Genomic DNA, 19,109 nt, shown 5'->3' on the forward strand with positions numbered 1-19,109 from the left:
TTATGGTGCAATTTCTGATCTTTGATGACTAATTTATGGGCTCTCAGTGACACCATTCGCAAATCAAATACTCAACTGGTATCAAAAATACGGACGCAAATATCTGCCGTGGCAGCATGACAAAACCGCTTACAGAGTTTGGCTCTCTGAAATCATGCTCCAACAAACTCAAGTAGCCACGGTTATTCCCTATTTTGAGCGCTTCATCGAACAGTTTCCGGATGTGACTTCACTTGCCAATGCCCCTATTGATGAAGTGCTGCATCTATGGACTGGCCTTGGTTATTACGCACGTGCGCGCAATTTACATAAGTGTGCACAAATAGTGATCACACAATACCAAGCAGAGTTTCCCCTAGATATTGAACAGCTTAATGCCCTACCCGGCATTGGGCGTTCGACCGCAGGCGCCATTTTATCTTCGGTCTTTAAACTGCCACACGCTATTCTTGATGGAAACGTAAAGCGAGTGCTTGCGCGCAGTTATGCTATCGACGGTTGGCCGGGGAAAAAGGCGGTCGAAAACCAATTGTGGGCAGTGGCGATAGAAAATACCCCACAACAAAGGGTAGATGAATATAACCAAGCTATGATGGATATGGGGGCTATGATTTGTACTCGTAGCAAGCCTAAATGTTCATTGTGTCCAGTATCGGAGCATTGCGTAGCCTATAAGCAACACACGCCAACGGACTACCCTGGTAAAAAACCGAAAAAGGAAAAACCGACCAAGCAAGTGTGGTTTGTAATTCTGCACTATAAAGATGAAGTTTGGCTTGAACAGAGGCCATCGTCTGGAATTTGGGGAGGATTACACTGTTTTCCTGAGCAAAACAGTGCCGATATTGATTATTTTTTACAGACATTTAATTGCCCACAAAGCGATATAGATAATGCTAAAACATTGATTACGTTCAAACATACATTTAGCCATTACCATTTAGACATAACACCTGTTCTAATAAACCTATCGCAACGACCTAGCCTTATAATGGAACAAAGCCAAGGTCTTTGGTATAACTTGTCTCAACCACAGAAACTAGGTCTGGCTGCACCGGTTAAGAACCTGTTAGCAAACCTTAAGTATGATCTAACATAAGGAACACTCATGAGCCGCACAGTATTTTGCGAACATCTAAAAAAAGATGCCGATGGTCTAGATTTTCAACTTTACCCAGGTGAACTAGGTAAACGTATATTTGATGGTATTTCGAAAGAAGCTTGGGCTATGTGGCAAAGCAAACAAACCATGCTAATTAACGAAAAGAAATTAAATATGATGGATCCTGAACATCGCAAACTACTTGAAACAGAAATGGTAAATTTCCTGTTTGAAGGAAAAGAAGTCGTGATCGATGGTTACACACCACCAAGTGAGTAATTCTATAGAGTGGCGCTAGCCACTCTTTTTTTGACCTTTATTTTTAGCTTTTGGATACCAATGAGAAAACTGCTCTATTTCGCCCTTCCTCTCATACTCGCCGGTTGTAGTCGTGAATTTGTCGAAAAAATCTATGACGTAAACTACGAACCAACCAGTCGATTTGCGGCGCACAATCTAGCCCCAATGCCGGGACAATTTGAAAAAGATACCGATGCCCTAGATGCTTTAATGAATAGCTTCACTGGGGATATCGAGAAGAAGTGGGGTAAAGACCAAGTCAAAGTGGCGGGTAAAAGTAACTATGTTAAATACATAGATAACTACGACAGCCGCGCCGATGTTAACTTCTCAACCGGCAAGATCGTCATCGAAACCATTGCCTCTGACGATCCAAAAGCACACTTAAAAACCGCGATTATTACCACGTTGCTGACGCCAGATGATCCTGCGCATGTGGATCTATTCTCTTCATCCAACATTAAATTAAAGGGTGAACCCTTTTTATATCAACAAGTTGTCGACCAAGATAATAAAGCGATTCAATGGAATTGGCGCGCCAACAGATTTGCCGATTACCTGATTGCGCACAAAATGAAGACCAAGAAAGTGGACTTCAAAATAGCGCATTATGTTGAAATCCCTATGGTGTCCAGTCACTCCAATGTTCGTTCGTATAAGTACGCCAGCATAGTGAGAAAAGCCTCTCAGCGTTACGATATTCCTGAAGATCTGATTTATGCCATCATCAAAACAGAGAGTAGCTTTAACCCATATGCGGTAAGTTGGGCTAATGCTTATGGTTTGATGCAAGTGGTTCCGAAAACCGCTGGCGCGGATGTATTTAAGCTAGTGAAGAAAAAATCAGGCATGCCTTCTCCTGAGTATCTGTTCAATCCTGAAAACAACATTGATGTTGGTACGGCCTATTTCCACATATTAAGAACGCGCTACCTTAAAGACGTGAAAAACTTCCTCTCTTTAGAGTATGCCATGATCTCTGCCTACAACGGCGGTACGGGTGGAGTGCTAAATACTTTTGATCGAAATAGCCGTAGCAATGCAATGAGACACATAAATTCGCTAAATCCGAGCCAAGTTTTTTGGGCATTAACCCATAAACATCCGAATGCGGAGTCTCGACGCTACTTAGAGAAAGTGACCAAGTACAAACGGGAATTTAATCAAAGTAAGAGATAATTTGACCAATATGCTCAAATAAAAAGCAAACAACACAGTTTTTGAAAAAAAACCGAAAAACAAGTTGACGGATCCCTTAAAAATACGTTTAATAGCGCTCCGTTGCCCGGATAGCTCAGTCGGTAGAGCAGAGGATTGAAAATCCTCGTGTCGGTGGTTCGATTCCGCCTCCGGGCACCACAATTTGTTGTTGGTGTTCATGTAACGTCAACGAAGCAATAAGAATATAGTGTGCCGACTTAGCTCAGTAGGTAGAGCAACTGACTTGTAATCAGTAGGTCACCAGTTCGACTCCGGTAGTCGGCACCATTCTTTTGCCTCGATAGCTCAGTCGGTAGAGCAGAGGATTGAAAATCCTCGTGTCGGTGGTTCGATTCCGCCTCGAGGCACCATTATTTGGTGCGTAACACGATAAGTGTTGCTCAAATAATTCCCCTTTAGTTCAGTTGGTAGAACGGCGGACTGTTAATCCGTATGTCGCAAGTTCAAGTCTTGCAAGGGGAGCCACATTATAAGCCCTAGTCTTCGGACTGGGGCTTTTTTGTATCTACATGATTCCTCATCACAGCAGCAAAACAATACGTTCTACTCTTACCCCTATTTGCTTGCTCGCTAAAGGCACTTCTAAAACCAAGAATGGCTAATAAACCTAGTGCACAACAATTCAGCAGCGTGAATTTTATCCCCCCTCTATTGTCAGCTAATCAGCAAAGCCAGCCGTTAATTAGTGATTACTCAATTAGATCTCGATACTGAGGGTGAAAAGTCACACATTTAGCCGCATATCTTCAACACAGGGTATGCAAGCACTCTAATAGAGAAAACGTAATGACGAATTAATTGATGAAAAAACCGCTCTTTTATACACAAAACATACACTTCGGACTAGAATTTCGCCAAGTGGAAGATTTTTTGCATTTTTTTGTTGACCTTAAAACCGAAAAACCGTTTAATACCCCCCGTCGCCCGGATAGCTCAGTCGGTAGAGCAGAGGATTGAAAATCCTCGTGTCGGTGGTTCGATTCCGCCTCCGGGCACCACAATTTATTGTTGGTGTTCAAAGAACGTCAATGAAGTAAAAGAATATAGTGTGCCGACTTAGCTCAGTAGGTAGAGCAACTGACTTGTAATCAGTAGGTCACCAGTTCGACTCCGGTAGTCGGCACCATTTATTTAGTTTTAAAAGTAATTCCCCTTTAGTTCAGTTGGTAGAACGGCGGACTGTTAATCCGTATGTCGCAAGTTCAAGTCTTGCAAGGGGAGCCACATTATAGTCAATAGCAAAAGCTGTTGATCAGGCGCCGACTTAGCTCAGTAGGTAGAGCAACTGACTTGTAATCAGTAGGTCACCAGTTCGATTCCGGTAGTCGGCACCATTTATTTAGTTTTAAAAGTAATTCCCCTTTAGTTCAGTTGGTAGAACGGCGGACTGTTAATCCGTATGTCGCAAGTTCAAGTCTTGCAAGGGGAGCCACATTATAAGCCCTAGTCTTCGGACTGGGGCTTTTTTGTATCTGCACGATCTTGTCTCTATCACTATAACTTTCAAGCTATAGCGCTTGTAAACTTATCCTCTTCTCTCATAAGCACATTCCCTTATAAACTCACTCTCTTTCCTGCTCGGGCACTTTTTATCTCAATTCAACATTCAAGTCGTCATACGGCTATCTGCTCTTTTAAGCCGCTAGAATGACATATTAGTATAAAGCGCTAACCTAACCCCTCCCCTCGCTACCTAGCTCACTGCAAGCGCTCAAGACACGATGCTGCCTATATAATGGTATCTATTTATTCTTTCACGCTGTTAATAAGCGTTACAGAGCAAATTTTGCTGGTTTGTATTCCACTCTCCGATAAAGGTTTAGATAAAGGTATCGTTGCGACTCAAAAGCATGCCGTTTCTCCCCAGAAACATGAAGTCCCTATCCAAAAGCATGAATGAGCGAATTACTAGCAAGCACGTAACAATCCATATATGAATACCATCACATCATTTATGTAATTTTATTACAATTTATTTCAATCAGCCTTGGTTGTTCATTATGCAATCAAAAAACAGCCATTATCCGAGCAAGTGTTGCTGTTAATTTGTGTAAAACTTTAAAAAACGAGATCTAGATCACTAATTATTTTATTCAACTAAACTCTAAAACGTTATCTAGATCACCTTTAATTGAGAATCAATATCATCTAAACTACTGTGTAATTTACTGACACGCATTTATTGTGACTCAGATCACCAAGTTAAAAGTTTGATCTGATTCTTTATGTGATTTAAGTCACGCTTTGTGGGCTGGTAATGCGTTTTCAAAATTTTGTGTTAGATTTTTCTCAACGTTAAACAAAACAACAGTGCCATTTGGCTCAAATAATAAACGAGGTCACCTATGCTATCTCCCGAAGCGAAGATTAAAGTTCAAAACTTTGGTCGTTTCCTCTCCAACATGGTTATGCCAAACATTGGCGCATTCATTGCTTGGGGTTTCATTACTGCACTATTCATTCCAACTGGCTGGATTCCTAACGAAACGTTAGCGGCGATGGTTGGTCCTATGATCAAATACCTTCTACCACTATTGATTGGTTACACCGGTGGTAAAATGGTCGGCGGTGAACGCGGAGCAGTTGTAGGTGCTATTACTACAATGGGTGTCATCGTTGGTACTGATATCCCAATGTTTATGGGTGCAATGATTGTTGGTCCACTCGGTGGCTTAGCTATCAAGCGATTTGATGAAGCTGTTCACGGTAAAGTGAAAAGTGGCTTTGAAATGCTAGTGAACAACTTCTCTGCCGGCATCATCGGTATGATTTGTGCGATTCTAGCTTTCTTAGTTGTTGGCCCTGCTGTAAAACTTCTCTCTACTGGCCTTGCTGCTGGTGTAGATATTATGGTGACCGCAGGCCTACTTCCTCTGGCTTCTATTTTCGTAGAACCTGCAAAAATCTTGTTCCTGAATAATGCGATTAACCACGGTATCTTCACACCACTTGGTGTTCAGCAATCAGAAGAACTAGGTCGTTCAATCTTCTTCCTTATTGAAGCAAACCCAGGCCCAGGTCTTGGTCTACTGCTTGCTTACATGGTGTTTGGTAAAGGTAATGCTAAACAATCTGCAGCGGGTGCTTCTATTATCCACTTCTTCGGTGGTATCCACGAAATCTACTTCCCATACGTATTGATGAACCCTCGTCTAGTGCTTGCTGTAATCGCAGGTGGTATGACAGGTGTATTCACTAACGTAATCTTTAGCTCTGGTCTTATTTCTCCAGCATCACCGGGTTCAATCTTTGCTGTTCTTATCATGACACCTAAAGATTCCTTTGTTGGCGTAATCCTATCTGTAGTTGCTGCAGCGGTTGTGTCTTTCCTAGTAGCTTCGCTACTAATGAAAACTCAAGCAAATTCTGATGACAGTGAAGACTCGCTAGAAAAAGCGGCTAACCAAATGAAGGACATGAAAGCGTCTTCTAAAGGTCAAGAAGCGGGTTCTGTAAACATGTCAGCTGTAAAAAGCATCATCGTAGCGTGTGACGCAGGTATGGGTTCAAGCGCAATGGGTGCAGGTTTGCTACGCAAAAAAGTTGAAGCTGCAGGTTTAGATATTTCGGTTATCAACTTGGCAATTAACAACCTTCCACAAGACGTTGATATTGTAGTTACGCACCGAGATCTAACTGACCGTGCTCGCTCAGTGGTAACAAGTGCTCACCACATTTCACTATCTAACTTCCTTGATGGTGGTGTGTACGACAAACTTGTAGAACAACTTGTTGATGCACAAGGCACTGGTTCAGCGCCAGTCACAACTCAAGCACCTAAATCGCAAGGCACTTTGCAATTATCTGAAGACCATATCTTCCTAGGGCTACAAGTTAAAACAAAAGAAGATGTCATTAAATTTGCCGGTGAACAACTAGTTAAACTAGGTCACGTAAGCCCTGAATATATTGATGGCATGTTAGCGCGAGAAGAGTTGGTATCAACCTATCTTGGCGAATCTATTGCGGTACCACACGGTACTATCGAAGCGAAAAAATACGTGCAAAACACGGGTATCGTATTCTGCCAATTCCCTGAAGGTATTCAGTGGGGCGAAGACGAAGATGACGTTGCTAAGATGGTTATTGGTATCGCCGCTCAAGGTGATGAACATATCCAAGTTATTACCGCTATTACGAATTCACTTGATGACGACGAAGCAGTTGAGTTATTGAAGACCACATCTAACTCTCAAGATGTACTTAATATTCTTAACGGAAAGTAATGCTTAAATCGTGCTCCTAAGTAAGTGACGAGGCCAGTTCCCCTAGTTTTCTACTGGCCTCTTTTTTATTTTTAATCTCTATTGTTTAGGTATTGTTATGAAAGCTCTACATTTTGGTGCAGGTAACATTGGTCGTGGTTTTATCGGTAAACTGTTAGCGGATGCAGGTATCGCAGTTACGTTTACAGACGTCAATGAAACCGTGGTAAATGCTCTAATCGAGCGCAATGAATATCCTGTAAAAGTAGTCGGTGTAGACTGTGTCGTTGAAACTGTATCCAACGTCACTGCTGTAAATTCAACTAGCCCTGAAGTACTGGATTGTATTGCAGCCTCAGATATGGTCACCACAGCCGTTGGCCCTACTGTATTAAACATCATCTCTAAAACCATAGCGCAAGGTATTGAACTGCGTTTCTCGCAAGGAAACACAGCGCCACTTAATATCATCGCCTGTGAAAATATGGTGCGCGGTACTAGCCAGCTAAAAACAGCAGTTTACGGCCACCTTAGTGATGAAGTAAAAGCACAAGCCGATCAATTTGTTGGCTTTGTAGATTCAGCGGTCGATCGCATTGTGCCACCAGCAGAAGAAGGTGAAACAGACCCATTAGCGGTAACTGTAGAAACCTTTAGTGAGTGGATTGTTGACCGTACCCAATTCAAAGGTAACGTACCAAATATTCCGGGAATGGAGTGCACTGACAACTTAATGGCTTTTGTTGAGCGTAAACTATTTACTCTAAACACAGGCCACTTAATCACCGCATACTTAGGTGTTTTAGCGGGTCACGAAACCATTAAAGATTCTATCGAAGATGAAGCTATTCGCTCTGAAGTAAAAGCTGCGATGCAAGAAAGTGGAGAAGTTTTAATCCGCCGTTACAGCTTTGACCCACAAGCGCATGCCGCATACATTGAAAAAATTCTAGGTCGCTTTGCTAACCCTTATCTTCGTGACGAAGTTGACCGTGTAGGCCGTCAACCAATTCGAAAATTGAGCCCTCAAGACCGTTTAATTAAGCCATTAAATGGTACTATAGAGTACAACTTGCCCAACGAACATCTACTGAAAGGTATTGCAGCTGCATTCCACTATAAGAATGATGATGATCCACAAGCTGTGGAGCTTCAAGCTATGTTCGCCGAGAAAGGTTTTGCTGAAACACTCGCTCACTACTCTGAGCTAGCTGTTGATGCTGAAGTTGTTAAACTTGCTGAGCAAGCTTATCTAGCCATTAAATGACCTTCGAAATTAGGTGCTTCAAACGAAGCACCTTTTAGGTTTATTTCTCATAGTATAAAGAACTGTATGCCCATAACACCACAAAATGAAACTGAGTTACTCGAAGCCCTTTCTGAAGCAGAAAGTGCCCATGAGTGCTTGTTCACCGCCTACGATGTATTAGACGATACTGTTGATGCATTGCTAAAAAGCATCTTTTTCAAAGATGACTATGCGGTAAAATTTGTGGTGGACCCACTACTGACTAACGACGGCCCACTTGGCGAAATTCAAGTTCGTACCAAGCTATTGCTAGGGTTAGGCAGTATCTCTAAAGAAGTGTATGACGATATCGACATATTCGTCACCCTAAGAGAGTGGGCAAAAATTCAAGGGGATGATGTTAGCTTTACTGAAGTCGATGTTTTATTTGAATTGAATAGAATTAACGCCATTAAAGGCATTACTCCATTAGAGTTTGATGCCACACTCCTCGAAGGTATGAACGGGGCAACATTAGATATGTTTTTAACCCGCCACTTTCAAAGGGTACGCTCCACTTTAGTGTTAGCGGTCACTGATATTGTCGCTCAGCTATGCCAAGAGAATGACCTCACCTCCTAAAACAAAAAAACCACCTTACGGTGGTTTTTTTAGCTTTCTATAATCGGTTTAATTATAGACCTTTAATGTTCTCAGCTTCTAGCTCATTAAAGTATTTAACTGTTTTCACTTTAAGCTCTTGTTGTGCTGGTTCATCAGCAACAATCACAGCTTTATTGTGCAGTTGTAGTGCAGTTACAGTCCACATGTGGTTGATAGAACCTTCTACTGCCATTTGTAGTGCTTGTGCTTTATTGTGACCTAAAGAAAGAATCATCACTTCTTCAGCATCTAGCAAAGTCGCAACACCGATAGTAAGTGCGTACTTAGGTACTTGCGAGATATCGCCATCAAAGAAGCGAGAGTTAGCAATACGAGTATCTTCAGTTAGCGTCTTAATACGTGTACGTGAAGATAGAGATGAACCTGGCTCATTAAATGCGATGTGGCCATCAATGCCTACGCCGCCCATGAACAAGTTGATCTTGCCGTAAGACTTCATTTTAGCTTCGTATGCAGCGCAATGAGCGTCGATATCGTCAGCTAAACCGTCAAGTAGGTTAATGTTTTCTTCTTGTACATCAACGTGGTTAAAGAAGTTGTTGTACATGAAAGAGCGGTAAGATTCTGGGTGATTAGGATCAATACCTACATACTCATCCATGTTAAAAGTCACTACGTGTTTAAAGCTAACGTCACCCGCTTTATACAAATCGATAAGAGCTTTATATGTAGTTAATGGAGTACCACCTGTTGGTAGACCAAGTACAAATGGTCGTTCAGCAGTTGGTTGAAATTTATTGATGCTTTCAACAATATGACGCGCTGCCCACTTACCTACTTTCTCAGCATTGCTTAACGGAATCAGTCTCATAAATCTACCTTTCTAACGATTAGGGTTGAATGTTTTTTTGTAGTGTAAAATAAGTCTGAATATTATCCAATAGAAAATAGAGATTTTTTGACCTAGATCGTACAAAAAATCGCTAATCGGGCAAGATTACCCACTTTTTTCCTCTTCAAAATTGACTTCAAAATGAAAGTTTATGCGATGAATTGCCTTAATAATTCTCGATGAAAATTATCTACTTCGATTCACAAGCTGTAATGCCCTACATGCATTAGCTTACAAATAAACCGTTTCGTTTATGTTTCGATTTATAGACATACAGCTTTCGATGTGAAACAATTAAACAATCGAAACGAAACACAGACACCCATGACCAAGAGAAACTCACAAATTCGACGCAGTGCTATTGCCTCCTTAGTTGAGCAACAAGGAGAAGTGACCGTTGAAGAGCTAGCAAAACGCTTCGATACGTCAGAAGTCACTATTCGTAAAGACCTTGCCTCTTTAGAACAAAGTGGACAACTAGTACGTCGATACGGTGGCGCTGTCTCTATTCCTAGCGAAACTGTAGTTGAAGAACTTAGCCTTCTTGTCTCGGAAGAGAAACGTTCTTTAGCTGCCACGGCAGTATCTCTTGTCCGTGACCACAACCGTATTGTCATTGATAGCGGCAGCACCACTGGCGCTCTGATTTCTATGCTCAATACCAAAAAAGGTTTAGTGGTTATGACTAATTCGTTAACGGCAGCGAATGCGCTGAACGAATTAGAAAGTGAGCCAACCTTACTGATGACTGGCGGCACATGGGATGCCCATTCAGACTCATTTCAAGGTCAAGTAGCAGAAGCAGCTTTAAGATCGTACGACTTTGATCAGCTGTTTGTTGGCGCTGACGGTCTGGATCTTGATCGAGGCACTACTACCTTTAATGAACTGATTGGTTTAAGCCGAGTCATGGCGGAAGTGTCGCGCCAAGTGATCGTGATGATCGAGTCAGACAAAATTGGTCGACGTATCCCCAACCTAGAGCTGGCTTGGGACAACATAGATATTGTCATTACCGATCAAAACCTGTCTGACGAATATAAAGAAATTATCGAATCAAAATCTGTTCGTGTCATACGAGCAGAAAATTAAATTAGTACTTATGGTCTTCCTCTCAATATAAAGAAGACAAATTGGAGAATACAAAATGTGTGGAATTGTTGGTGCAGTAGCACAACGTGATGTGGCTGAAATCCTTGTTGAAGGTTTACGCCGTCTTGAATACCGTGGCTATGACTCTGCCGGTGTTGCAGTAGTGGATAGCGAATCAAACCTAACTCGCGTGCGTCGCTTAGGTAAGGTTCAAGAACTTGCTGATGCAGTAAACGAGCAGCACGTTGCGGGCGGTACAGGCATTGCACACACACGTTGGGCAACTCACGGTGAACCAAGTGAAGCAAATGCTCACCCACACATGTCTGGCGATATTGCAGTTGTACACAACGGCATCATTGAAAACCACGAAGAACTGCGTGAACTATTAACTGGACGTGGTTATGTGTTCACTTCTCAAACAGATACTGAAGTTATCGCTCACCTAGTTGAGTGGGAACTGAGAACTTCGGCTTCATTGATTGAAGCCCTACAAAAAACCGCAAAACAACTTGAAGGTGCATACGGCACAGTAGCGGTTGATCGTAAAGATCCTAGCCGCATCGTAGTTGCTCGCTCTGGTAGCCCAATTGTTATTGGTCTAGGTGTGGGTGAAAACTTCCTAGCCTCTGATCAGCTAGCACTGCTTAACGTAACTCGTCGCTTTATCTACCTTGAAGAGGGTGACATTGCCGAAATCACTCGCCGTGAAGTGTCTATCTTTGATGCGGAAGGCAACGCAGTTGAACGTGAAGAGCACGAATCTAACGCAGAACACGATGCCGGTGACAAAGGTAAATACCGTCACTTCATGCAAAAAGAGATCTTTGAGCAACCTGCTGCGCTTATCAGCACTATGGAAGGTCGTCTATCTGCTGACTCTGTTATCACTAACGCGATTGGCGTAAAAGCAGAAGAAATCCTAAGCAAAGTAGAGCACGTACAAATCATTGCTTGTGGTACTTCATACAACTCAGGTATGGCCGCTCGCTACTGGTTTGAATCTATCGCTGGCGTAAGCTGTGACGTAGAAATTGCTTCTGAGTTCCGCTACCGCAAATTCGTGACTCGCCCTAACAGCTTGCTAGTCACACTTTCTCAATCAGGTGAAACAGCCGATACGCTAGCCGCACTACGCCTAGCTAAAGAGAAAGGCTACATGGCCGCAATGACCATCTGTAACGTGGCAGGTTCATCACTGGTTCGTGAATCAGACTTCGCCTTCATGACCCGCGCGGGAACTGAAATTGGTGTAGCATCAACCAAAGCATTCACAACCCAACTTGCAGCAATGCTAATGATGGTAGTCTCTATTGGTCGCTTGCAAGGTCGCGTAGATCACGCGCAAGAAACAGAAATTGTTAAAGCACTGCACGAGCTACCAACTGCTATTGAAAAAGCGTTAGCCTTCGACAAAGAAATCGAAGCACTAGCCCCTGATTTTGCAGACAAACACCACACCCTATTCCTAGGTCGCGGTGAGTACTACCCAATTGCAATGGAAGCCTCTCTAAAACTGAAAGAGATCTCTTACATTCACGCAGAAGCCTACGCCGCTGGCGAACTAAAACACGGCCCTCTAGCGCTAATTGATGCTGACATGCCTGTAGTCGTAGTTGCACCAAACAACGACCTACTAGAGAAGCTAAAATCTAACGTTGAAGAAGTACGTGCCCGTGGCGGTCTACTGTATGTCTTTGCCGATGAAGAAGCCGGCTTTGAAGGCGACGAAAACATGAAGATCATCAAAATGCCTCACGTCAGTGAGATCATTGCCCCAATCTTCTACACAGTACCAATGCAATTACTGTCGTACCACATTGCATTAATCAAAGGTACTGACGTTGACCAACCACGTAACCTAGCGAAAGCGGTAACGGTTGAGTAAGACTCAATAATTCGCCAACGATTCTGTAAGGGGCTTCTAGCCCCTTTTTTGTGCCTGCGTGTTGTCCTCAATAATCGCCCTATGTAACTAGTGTCGGAAGACAATATAGTTTGTTCGATTCCAATAAAGTCTGATCATTTACAATAAAGTTTGTTATTTTCCTCTGCTAGTTCACTCGGCAGATGTATGTGAACCGACTATAGCAAGCACGTCTTTGCCCCTTTGCGTTTTAAGTTAGTTTTTCTGCACAACATTTTGCTTGGCATTTGACATACTTTGCCTTATGCCAAGACATCCAACTATGTGGCCAAATTTGCTTAGCAGTCTAGCATCACAATTTTTGTGAATTTATACAGCTTATTGGGCTTGAATCCCTTTTGATTATGAGAAATGGCTTGTTTTGTCGAGAGCCCAGTCTCGTTTTGCCGAAAACAAATTTAATAAGTGATTGTTAGTTATAGGATTACCTTTTTTCTTCCTAAGATAACGCACATTGTTAAAAAGTGATAACACGCACGCTCGTTTTTATGTAAAGACAGAATGCGAAATGTGAAGTATATGCGTTAAGTTTCAGTGAGTTATGATAGTTTGAATGAAAGTTAGGCAAGCAGAAAAACGAGCGGGCCTGTTATTAACAATGTTAGGCTTTTAATCGGAATAGTTGATAAAAATGAGTACACAACATAGAGAAACCGTTCAATCTATTATGGGTGAGTTAATCGATACTTTCGATGAATATGTAGTATGTATGTTTTTTGCTACTCAAGGTATTCGAGATCAAGGTGAGAAATTAGCTAAGTCTTCTGTTGCTAGCGATCATCAAACTTGGATAGGCTCTAATGTAAATAGTCAGCCTAAAATGCACGCTAGGATTAAAACAGTTAAATGTATAGAAAAGTGTAAAGAAAAAGGAGGCTTTACGAACGAAGTTAGGAAATCTTTGCTGTGCACAATGTATGCGCTTTGGGATGAAGTATACCGCCATCGTATAGCTGATGTAATTGGTATTGAAGCACAGAAAATTGTTTGTCCCTTAATGGGAGACTTGCGGAAAATAAGGCACTGTATAATTCATCATAAATCAACAGTACCCGAAGTGGGAATCTCTTTTGAGGTGCTCGATTGGAAGCTTCCAGTTGGCAAGCTTGAAATATCCCATGATTATTTTTTAGACTTCAATGATGCGGTGAGAGGAGAGCGTATGAAAATTCATACATTCCGCCTTCAGCCAGAAATGAATGAAGTCTTGAAAAAGATGACTTCAAAAGAGCGTAAGCAGTTTGATGAATTCTATAAGAAACCAGGTAATAAAGAAAATGATATACCTTGGCCTGGTTTATCTAAAGTATTAAAACGAATTGAACAGACTGAACATGAGTAGCGTACCCAAAGCCTAACAAACGACTATGGCGTCAATGATTAGTTTTTGGCTGTGTTTTCATCCCACATGGCGCCATCTCTCAGCATAGAGTTAAGGGTTACAACCATCTTTCGAACACACGCGATTATTGCGACTTTCTTAGGCTTTCCGGCAGCTAAAAGTCGAGCATAAGTTGCTTTGAATACGGGGTTACATTGCATGGCTGACATCATTGCCATATATAACACTGTGCGTACTTGCGCTCGACCGCCTTGGATCACGCGCTTACCCTTGTAACGCCCACTTTCGCGTGTTATTGGAGCGACGCCAATCAGTGATGCCGCTTGTTTATTTGTGATGTAGCCAAGCTCTGGTACGTTACTAATTATTGATGCTGCGGCAATGTTTCCTATTCCTGGGACGCTCTGTAATATTGTATTTTTTGCCTGATACTCTGGGCTATCTTCAATGATCTTAACTAGTCTTTCTTCTAACTTGGTGATTTGATTTTTTATCGTGGTTAGCATCGGTTTGATAGTTGAATGGAGAGAAGCTGGAAGTATCTGTATTCGGTTCTTTTCCATAGTTTGCATAGATAGCAACTGATTTCGGCGAATGACTAAGTCACTCATTAAGCGTATGTTTTTGGGTTTTATGACAGTAAGAGCTGGTTTGATTGCTTCTCCATAGTGAGCGATCAACTCTGCATCTAAACGATCATTTTTGGCTCTGCGGCCAATAGCACCAGCGAATCGTTTTATATGGACAGGGTTTGCTCTAACAATAGGTAGTTGAGCCTCTACACATGCTAAAACAAAAGGCATTTCTAGTCGGCCTGTTGCTTCAATAACTATACGTTCAGGATTATGACTTTTAATCGTTTCGAGTGCTTTCTTGATGCCTTTATCATTGTTCTCTACTGAGAAAAATAGGTCTAATGGCCTGATGTGGATATCTAATTGTGTTTTGCCGGTATCAACTCCAACGTTGATGCTTTGATTGATTTTAATATTCATAATAAGCTAACTCATGCTTGCGTAATACGGGTTCGAGACCCAGTCGACTATTCGAGGTTTATGCTTGGAGTCCTATGTAGCGTTCATGTTTGTTATCGGTCTCTCGATAGAGGAGCCAGCATTTAAACGAACTGCTACATAAAAAGCTTTAGTTGCAGCTAAAGCTAGGGTCTCACATTACCCGATTGGAGTGCTTATTATCCATACAAACAATTTAATAGTGATTCAGCACGCTTGGCATTTTTGGTTTGGGTTTAGTTCAGCGGTTACGGTGGTCTAATTGAGTGTCGTGGTCGCGTGCTTCACACCTTAATTGGGCGTTATGAGTATTTAAAAGTCTACAGTAGTAAAATTTTGAGGCACAAAGATGAATTTTTTATTGATGAATCCATTTTCAACTCCTTACGAAGAGTGGAATGAAAGAAACCCAACGCATGAAGAGATGCTTGAGGCTATTGGTCTGGGACAACCCATGCCTGACTCTATAAAGTTATCGTTAAAAGCAAAGTTGTCAAACCATCGAGATGTAGGCGAGTTTATGTTAAACGAAGTTGCGAATAATCGACTTGGGTTTTATATTGACGACTTTCTAAGGGAATCTTCAGAATTTAAAGCCAATTTGGCAGCTATGCCGACTGAAGACCCTGAACATATTTATGCTTATAAACACCTTTATCCGAGTTGTGATTTAGAGCTTGTATCTGAAGATATTTCTTCATTTGGTGGGCTATTACCTGATGGCCAATTTCTTTTTCATGGAGGTTATTTGCCAATCGGCGTAGGACAGGTGTTTGTAACTGATCGCCCTCTATCTACTAGTTTGTGTCCACAGGTTGCTGTACGAAATGGAGATTGGCATGGTAAGGCATTTGACCGTGGTGAAATTCATCTCGCAGTTATCAGAATGACAAACCCGAGAACAAAGAGTTACGTTTTTGATTTAGATGGTGAGTTAGGAAATGAAAAGGAACTGTTACTTGCTTCAGGCCTTAAGCTGACGCTTGTAGGAAAAACTCTGATTCGTGAAGATTTTCCCACATATAAAACAAATGGGTTGAGCCCACTTGAGAAACCGGTTCCTGCGTATCTGCTTGAATTTGAGGCCGAGTAACATACTTATAACAAACGACTATGGCGTCAATGATTAGTTTTTGGCTGTGTTTTCATCCCACATGGCGCCATCTCTCAGCATAGAGTTAAGGGTTACAACCATCTTTCGAACACACGCGATTATTGCGACTTTCTTAGGCTTTCCGGCAGCTAAAAGTCGAGCATAAGTTGCTTTGAATACGGGGTTACATTGCATGGCTGACATCATTGCCATATATAACACTGTGCGTACTTGCGCTCGACCGCCTTGGATCACGCGCTTACCCTTGTAACGCCCACTTTCGCGTGTTATTGGAGCGACGCCAATCAGTGATGCCGCTTGTTTATTTGTGATGTAGCCAAGCTCTGGTACGTTACTAATTATTGATGCTGCGGCAATGTTTCCTATTCCTGGGACGCTCTGTAATATTGTATTTTTTGCCTGATACTCTGGGCTATCTTCAATGATCTTAACTAGTCTTTCTTCTAACTTGGTGATTTGATTTTTTATCGTGGTTAGCATCGGTTTGATAGTTGAATGGAGAGAAGCTGGAAGTATCTGTATTCGGTTCTTTTCCATAGTTTGCATAGATAGCAACTGATTTCGGCGAATGACTAAGTCACTCATTAAGCGTATGTTTTTGGGTTTTATGACAGTAAGAGCTGGTTTGATTGCTTCTCCATAGTGAGCGATCAACTCTGCATCTAAACGATCATTTTTGGCTCTGCGGCCAATAGCACCAGCGAATCGTTTTATATGGACAGGGTTTGCTCTAACAATAGGTAGTTGAGCCTCTACACATGCTAAAACAAAAGGCATTTCTAGTCGGCCTGTTGCTTCAATAACTATACGTTCAGGATTATGACTTTTAATCGTTTCGAGTGCTTTCTTGATGCCTTTATCATTGTTCTCTACTGAGAAAAATAGGTCTAATGGCCTGATGTGGATATCTAATTGTGTTTTGCCGGTATCAACTCCAACGTTGATGCTTTGATTGATTTTAATATTCATAATAAGCTAACTCATGCTTGCGTAATACGGGTTCGAGACCCAGTCGACTATTCGAGGTTTATGCTTGGAGTCCTATGTAGCGTTCATGTTTGTTATCGGTCTCTCGATAGAGGAGCCAGCATTTAAACGAACTGCTACATAAAAAGCTTTAGTTGCAGCTAAAGCTAGGGTCTCACATTACCCGATTGGAGTGCTTATTATCCATACAAAGCATTTAAGAGTGATTCTGTAGTTGACCCGATCTAGTGGACACCTTCAATTAATATTGGAGGTGGTTATGCCAGCTTATAAATCAGGTAAAAAGACGCAACAATACCCAACAGAATTTAAGGTCACAGCTGTTCGACTTTCTCTTCGAGATGGGGCTACAGTTAAGGGAGTAGCTCAGTCGTTGGATATACATCCTTTCATGTTATCCAGATGGCGCAAGGAGTATCGAGAAGGGATCATCATGGAAGATAAACGAAAGAAAAAACCACACATACCCAAGCAAAAGGTAGAGTCCAATCGACTTGCTGAACTAGAGCGTCAAAACGAACAGCTTAGGTTAGAGAATGATCTGCTAAAAAAGTGGCAACGATTCGTAGCCCAGGAAAATCGACAAAATTCAGGTTCATAAAGAAATACAAATCAGTGTTTCCTATAGTGATGATGTGTCGCCATTTATCGATTTCTAGATCTGGCTATTATGCTTGGCTGGTGCGTTCGCCTAGTAAATATAGTCAGTCTGAATCGGACTTACTCATGGAAATCAAAAAGATATTTGCGAAGAGTCGTGAGACATATGGTAGTCCAAGAGTTCATGCTGAGCTGAGAAGGCATGGCATATCTGTTAGTCGTAAACGTGTTGCGCGATTAATGAAGGAGCATGGGCTCAGAGCAAGAAGCTATCGAATCTATTTGAAGATGGCCAAGTTGCATCGTTTTTATCAATCGATAAAGAATATTAAGAAAGATACGCCTAAGCCAACAGCGGTGAACCAACAGTGGTCTGGCGATTTAACTTATATTCGACAAGGTAATCGTTGGATGTACCTTGCGGTCATTATTGATCTTTACTCACGAAAAGTGGTGGGTTGGTCTCTTGGTAAGCAAAAAAGTACAGCATTGACTATGAGTTCATTAAGGATGGCAGTACGTAACCGTGCTCCGTCTAGTGGTTTATTGTTCCATACAGATAGAGGCTCTGAGTATCGTTCCCATGAGGTGCAAGCGCTTCTTAAAAGAAATGGTATTGTGCCGAGTATGAATCGCCCTGGTCACTGCACAGATAACGCTGAGGTCGAATCATTTTTTCACACGCTTAAAAGCGATATTATTAGAAAGAATACGTTTAAAAGTGAGAAGCAGCTCAGAGATAAACTAGCGGGTTATATCCAGCATTTTTATAACCGTTATAGACTGCATTCTAGTTTAGGATATCGAAGCCCACATGAATATGAAGTTGTGATGGGGTTTTAGAAAATAGGTGTCCATTTTATCGGGTGAAGATCATTCCCAACGCTTGGCATTTATCATTCCATCGTTAGGGTTTGTGTTTACGGCGGTTAGGCTGAGTTTTGTGGTAGCGTTGCTCATACCTTAATGCGACGTTAAGTTGCAATGTTGCACACATATATGGAGTAGTAAAATTGGAAGTATTGAAAGAAGTTGTTTTAGATTGGGCACTTTGGATTAATGGCGCTGCACTCGTACTGATAGCATTAACTAAATTGTTCTCAAATACAAAGTCGAGTTGGGCTGGTGTCGGCTGTATTTTAATATTAATAGCGCTAGGCAATGCTATTTCGTTACTTAGTGTTGGCATCAATCCTAATGAACACATCACTTCGTTATTTGGTTTAGCAGTTTTGGGATCATTAGGAGTTAGATTATTTAGTAATTGGCTCACTGATGGAGCAACTTAACAAGTTGCTCAAACGGACAAAAAACAGTTGTCTTTTGCTCGTTTCTCGCTAAATTTAGCCAACTATTTGTTGCCGCTTAGCAGGCGTTACTTTCCCATACACCAGCTAACTCGTTATATCCTAATTTAGAAATATAACTAACTCACTTTTGTCCAAAACCTTGTTAGAATTGT

At 41.8% G+C, this 19,109-nt stretch carries 15 protein-coding genes and 9 tRNA genes; 21 read left to right on the top strand and 3 right to left on the bottom strand.

Going from position 1 to position 19,109, the window contains the following annotated elements:
* Positions 1 to 46 precede the first annotated feature (46 nt).
* From mutY to OCU38_RS10845, 15 genes are all read left to right on the top strand, one after another.
* Entirely contained in the window at positions 47 to 1,099 is a 1,053-nt protein-coding gene (gene mutY, locus OCU38_RS10775; protein WP_261823067.1) for an A/G-specific adenine glycosylase, read from the top strand.
* Between the two features lie 9 nt (positions 1,100 to 1,108).
* Positions 1,109 to 1,381 (top strand): oxidative damage protection protein, encoded by a 273-nt coding sequence (locus OCU38_RS10780; RefSeq protein WP_021712335.1) that lies wholly within the window; start codon positions 1,109 to 1,111, stop codon positions 1,379 to 1,381.
* A gap of 60 nt (positions 1,382 to 1,441) precedes the next feature.
* Positions 1,442 to 2,581 carry a membrane-bound lytic murein transglycosylase MltC gene (mltC, locus tag OCU38_RS10785; protein WP_261823068.1) on the top strand — a complete coding sequence of 380 codons (1,140 nt, stop codon included), beginning with the start codon at positions 1,442 to 1,444 and terminating at the stop codon, positions 2,579 to 2,581.
* Positions 2,582 to 2,685: 104 nt separating this feature from the next.
* Positions 2,686 to 2,761, top strand: a tRNA-Phe gene (locus OCU38_RS10790).
* 53 nt (positions 2,762 to 2,814) lie between these two features.
* Positions 2,815 to 2,890 (top strand) — tRNA-Thr (locus OCU38_RS10795).
* A gap of 7 nt (positions 2,891 to 2,897) precedes the next feature.
* Positions 2,898 to 2,973, top strand: a tRNA-Phe gene (locus OCU38_RS10800).
* A 39-nt stretch (positions 2,974 to 3,012) separates the two neighbouring features.
* Positions 3,013 to 3,088 (top strand) — tRNA-Asn (locus OCU38_RS10805).
* Positions 3,089 to 3,545: 457 nt separating this feature from the next.
* Positions 3,546 to 3,621, top strand: a tRNA-Phe gene (locus OCU38_RS10810).
* Positions 3,622 to 3,673: 52 nt separating this feature from the next.
* Positions 3,674 to 3,749 (top strand) — tRNA-Thr (locus OCU38_RS10815).
* Between the two features lie 22 nt (positions 3,750 to 3,771).
* Positions 3,772 to 3,847 (top strand) — tRNA-Asn (locus OCU38_RS10820).
* A 34-nt stretch (positions 3,848 to 3,881) separates the two neighbouring features.
* Positions 3,882 to 3,957 (top strand) — tRNA-Thr (locus OCU38_RS10825).
* A 22-nt stretch (positions 3,958 to 3,979) separates the two neighbouring features.
* A tRNA-Asn gene (locus OCU38_RS10830) sits at positions 3,980 to 4,055 on the top strand.
* 913 nt (positions 4,056 to 4,968) lie between these two features.
* Positions 4,969 to 6,849 (top strand): PTS mannitol transporter subunit IICBA, encoded by a 1,881-nt coding sequence (locus OCU38_RS10835; RefSeq protein ID WP_261823069.1) that lies wholly within the window; start codon positions 4,969 to 4,971, stop codon positions 6,847 to 6,849.
* 97 nt (positions 6,850 to 6,946) lie between these two features.
* Entirely contained in the window at positions 6,947 to 8,095 is a 1,149-nt protein-coding gene (locus tag OCU38_RS10840) for a mannitol-1-phosphate 5-dehydrogenase (protein WP_261823070.1), read from the top strand.
* Positions 8,096 to 8,161: 66 nt separating this feature from the next.
* Complete coding sequence (locus tag OCU38_RS10845) at positions 8,162 to 8,698, top strand: MltR family transcriptional regulator (protein ID WP_261823071.1); 537 nt, start codon at positions 8,162 to 8,164, stop codon at positions 8,696 to 8,698.
* Positions 8,699 to 8,750: 52 nt separating this feature from the next.
* Here OCU38_RS10845 and nagB read toward each other — a convergent pair whose 3' ends face one another.
* Positions 8,751 to 9,551, bottom strand: a complete 801-nt coding sequence (nagB, locus tag OCU38_RS10850) for a glucosamine-6-phosphate deaminase (protein ID WP_261823072.1) — start codon at positions 9,549 to 9,551, stop codon at positions 8,751 to 8,753.
* A gap of 345 nt (positions 9,552 to 9,896) precedes the next feature.
* Here nagB and OCU38_RS10855 point away from each other — a divergent pair, with 345 nt between their 5' ends.
* The 3 genes from OCU38_RS10855 (at position 9,897) to OCU38_RS10865 (ending at position 13,933) form a co-directional block, all read left to right on the top strand.
* Positions 9,897 to 10,664 carry a DeoR/GlpR family DNA-binding transcription regulator gene (locus OCU38_RS10855; protein ID WP_261823073.1) on the top strand — a complete coding sequence of 256 codons (768 nt, stop codon included), beginning with the start codon at positions 9,897 to 9,899 and terminating at the stop codon, positions 10,662 to 10,664.
* Positions 10,665 to 10,719: 55 nt separating this feature from the next.
* Positions 10,720 to 12,552, top strand: a complete 1,833-nt coding sequence (glmS, locus tag OCU38_RS10860; protein ID WP_261823074.1) for a glutamine--fructose-6-phosphate transaminase (isomerizing) — start codon at positions 10,720 to 10,722, stop codon at positions 12,550 to 12,552.
* A 670-nt stretch (positions 12,553 to 13,222) separates the two neighbouring features.
* On the top strand, positions 13,223 to 13,933 hold the full coding sequence (locus OCU38_RS10865; protein WP_261823075.1) for a hypothetical protein: 711 nt from the start codon (positions 13,223 to 13,225) through the stop codon (positions 13,931 to 13,933).
* A gap of 38 nt (positions 13,934 to 13,971) precedes the next feature.
* On the opposite strand, the gene OCU38_RS10870 is transcribed toward OCU38_RS10865, so the two are convergent.
* The gene (locus OCU38_RS10870; RefSeq protein ID WP_261823076.1) at positions 13,972 to 14,928 is read right to left on the bottom strand and encodes an IS110 family RNA-guided transposase; all 957 of its coding nucleotides are present in this window, start codon (positions 14,926 to 14,928) and stop codon (positions 13,972 to 13,974) included.
* 367 nt (positions 14,929 to 15,295) lie between these two features.
* On the opposite strand from OCU38_RS10870, the gene OCU38_RS10875 reads away from it, so the two are divergent.
* The gene (locus OCU38_RS10875) at positions 15,296 to 16,039 is read left to right on the top strand and encodes a hypothetical protein (protein WP_261823077.1); all 744 of its coding nucleotides are present in this window, start codon (positions 15,296 to 15,298) and stop codon (positions 16,037 to 16,039) included.
* Between the two features lie 33 nt (positions 16,040 to 16,072).
* Here the strand turns inward: OCU38_RS10875 and OCU38_RS10880 are convergent, their stop codons facing one another.
* A complete protein-coding gene (locus OCU38_RS10880) occupies positions 16,073 to 17,029 on the bottom strand; it encodes an IS110 family RNA-guided transposase (RefSeq protein WP_261823076.1) in 957 nt (318 codons plus the stop codon).
* A gap of 277 nt (positions 17,030 to 17,306) precedes the next feature.
* On the opposite strand from OCU38_RS10880, the gene OCU38_RS10885 reads away from it, so the two are divergent.
* Positions 17,307 to 18,490 (top strand): IS3 family transposase gene (locus OCU38_RS10885; protein ID WP_261823078.1). Its coding sequence is split into 2 segments (ribosomal slippage): positions 17,307 to 17,592 and positions 17,592 to 18,490, totalling 1,185 coding nucleotides; the frame shifts between segments, so codons are not numbered across the junction.
* Between the two features lie 170 nt (positions 18,491 to 18,660).
* Positions 18,661 to 18,936: a hypothetical protein gene (locus tag OCU38_RS10890; RefSeq protein ID WP_261823079.1), complete on the top strand. Its 276-nt coding sequence runs from the start codon at positions 18,661 to 18,663 to the stop codon at positions 18,934 to 18,936.
* The last annotated feature ends 173 nt before the right edge of the window (positions 18,937 to 19,109 follow it).

It is taken from the genome of Vibrio neonatus, assembly GCF_024346975.1.
GTDB classification, from domain to species: Bacteria; Pseudomonadota; Gammaproteobacteria; order Enterobacterales; family Vibrionaceae; genus Vibrio; species Vibrio neonatus.

What these genes read in the sequence shown, in the direction of transcription:
- mltC (WP_261823068.1), top strand. Translation starts at nt 1,442, where the DNA reads ATGAGAAAACTGCTCTATTTCGCCCTTCCTCTCATACTCGCCGGTTGT.
- OCU38_RS10875 (WP_261823077.1), top strand. Translation starts at nt 15,296, where the DNA reads ATGAATTTTTTATTGATGAATCCATTTTCAACTCCTTACGAAGAGTGG.
- OCU38_RS10880 (WP_261823076.1), bottom strand. Translation starts at nt 17,029, where the DNA reads ATGAATATTAAAATCAATCAAAGCATCAACGTTGGAGTTGATACCGGC.
- nagB (WP_261823072.1), bottom strand. Translation starts at nt 9,551, where the DNA reads ATGAGACTGATTCCGTTAAGCAATGCTGAGAAAGTAGGTAAGTGGGCA.
- OCU38_RS10780 (WP_021712335.1), top strand. Translation starts at nt 1,109, where the DNA reads ATGAGCCGCACAGTATTTTGCGAACATCTAAAAAAAGATGCCGATGGT.
- OCU38_RS10855 (WP_261823073.1), top strand. Translation starts at nt 9,897, where the DNA reads ATGACCAAGAGAAACTCACAAATTCGACGCAGTGCTATTGCCTCCTTA.
- OCU38_RS10840 (WP_261823070.1), top strand. Translation starts at nt 6,947, where the DNA reads ATGAAAGCTCTACATTTTGGTGCAGGTAACATTGGTCGTGGTTTTATC.
- glmS (WP_261823074.1), top strand. Translation starts at nt 10,720, where the DNA reads ATGTGTGGAATTGTTGGTGCAGTAGCACAACGTGATGTGGCTGAAATC.
- OCU38_RS10845 (WP_261823071.1), top strand. Translation starts at nt 8,162, where the DNA reads ATGCCCATAACACCACAAAATGAAACTGAGTTACTCGAAGCCCTTTCT.
- OCU38_RS10835 (WP_261823069.1), top strand. Translation starts at nt 4,969, where the DNA reads ATGCTATCTCCCGAAGCGAAGATTAAAGTTCAAAACTTTGGTCGTTTC.
- OCU38_RS10865 (WP_261823075.1), top strand. Translation starts at nt 13,223, where the DNA reads ATGAGTACACAACATAGAGAAACCGTTCAATCTATTATGGGTGAGTTA.
- OCU38_RS10870 (WP_261823076.1), bottom strand. Translation starts at nt 14,928, where the DNA reads ATGAATATTAAAATCAATCAAAGCATCAACGTTGGAGTTGATACCGGC.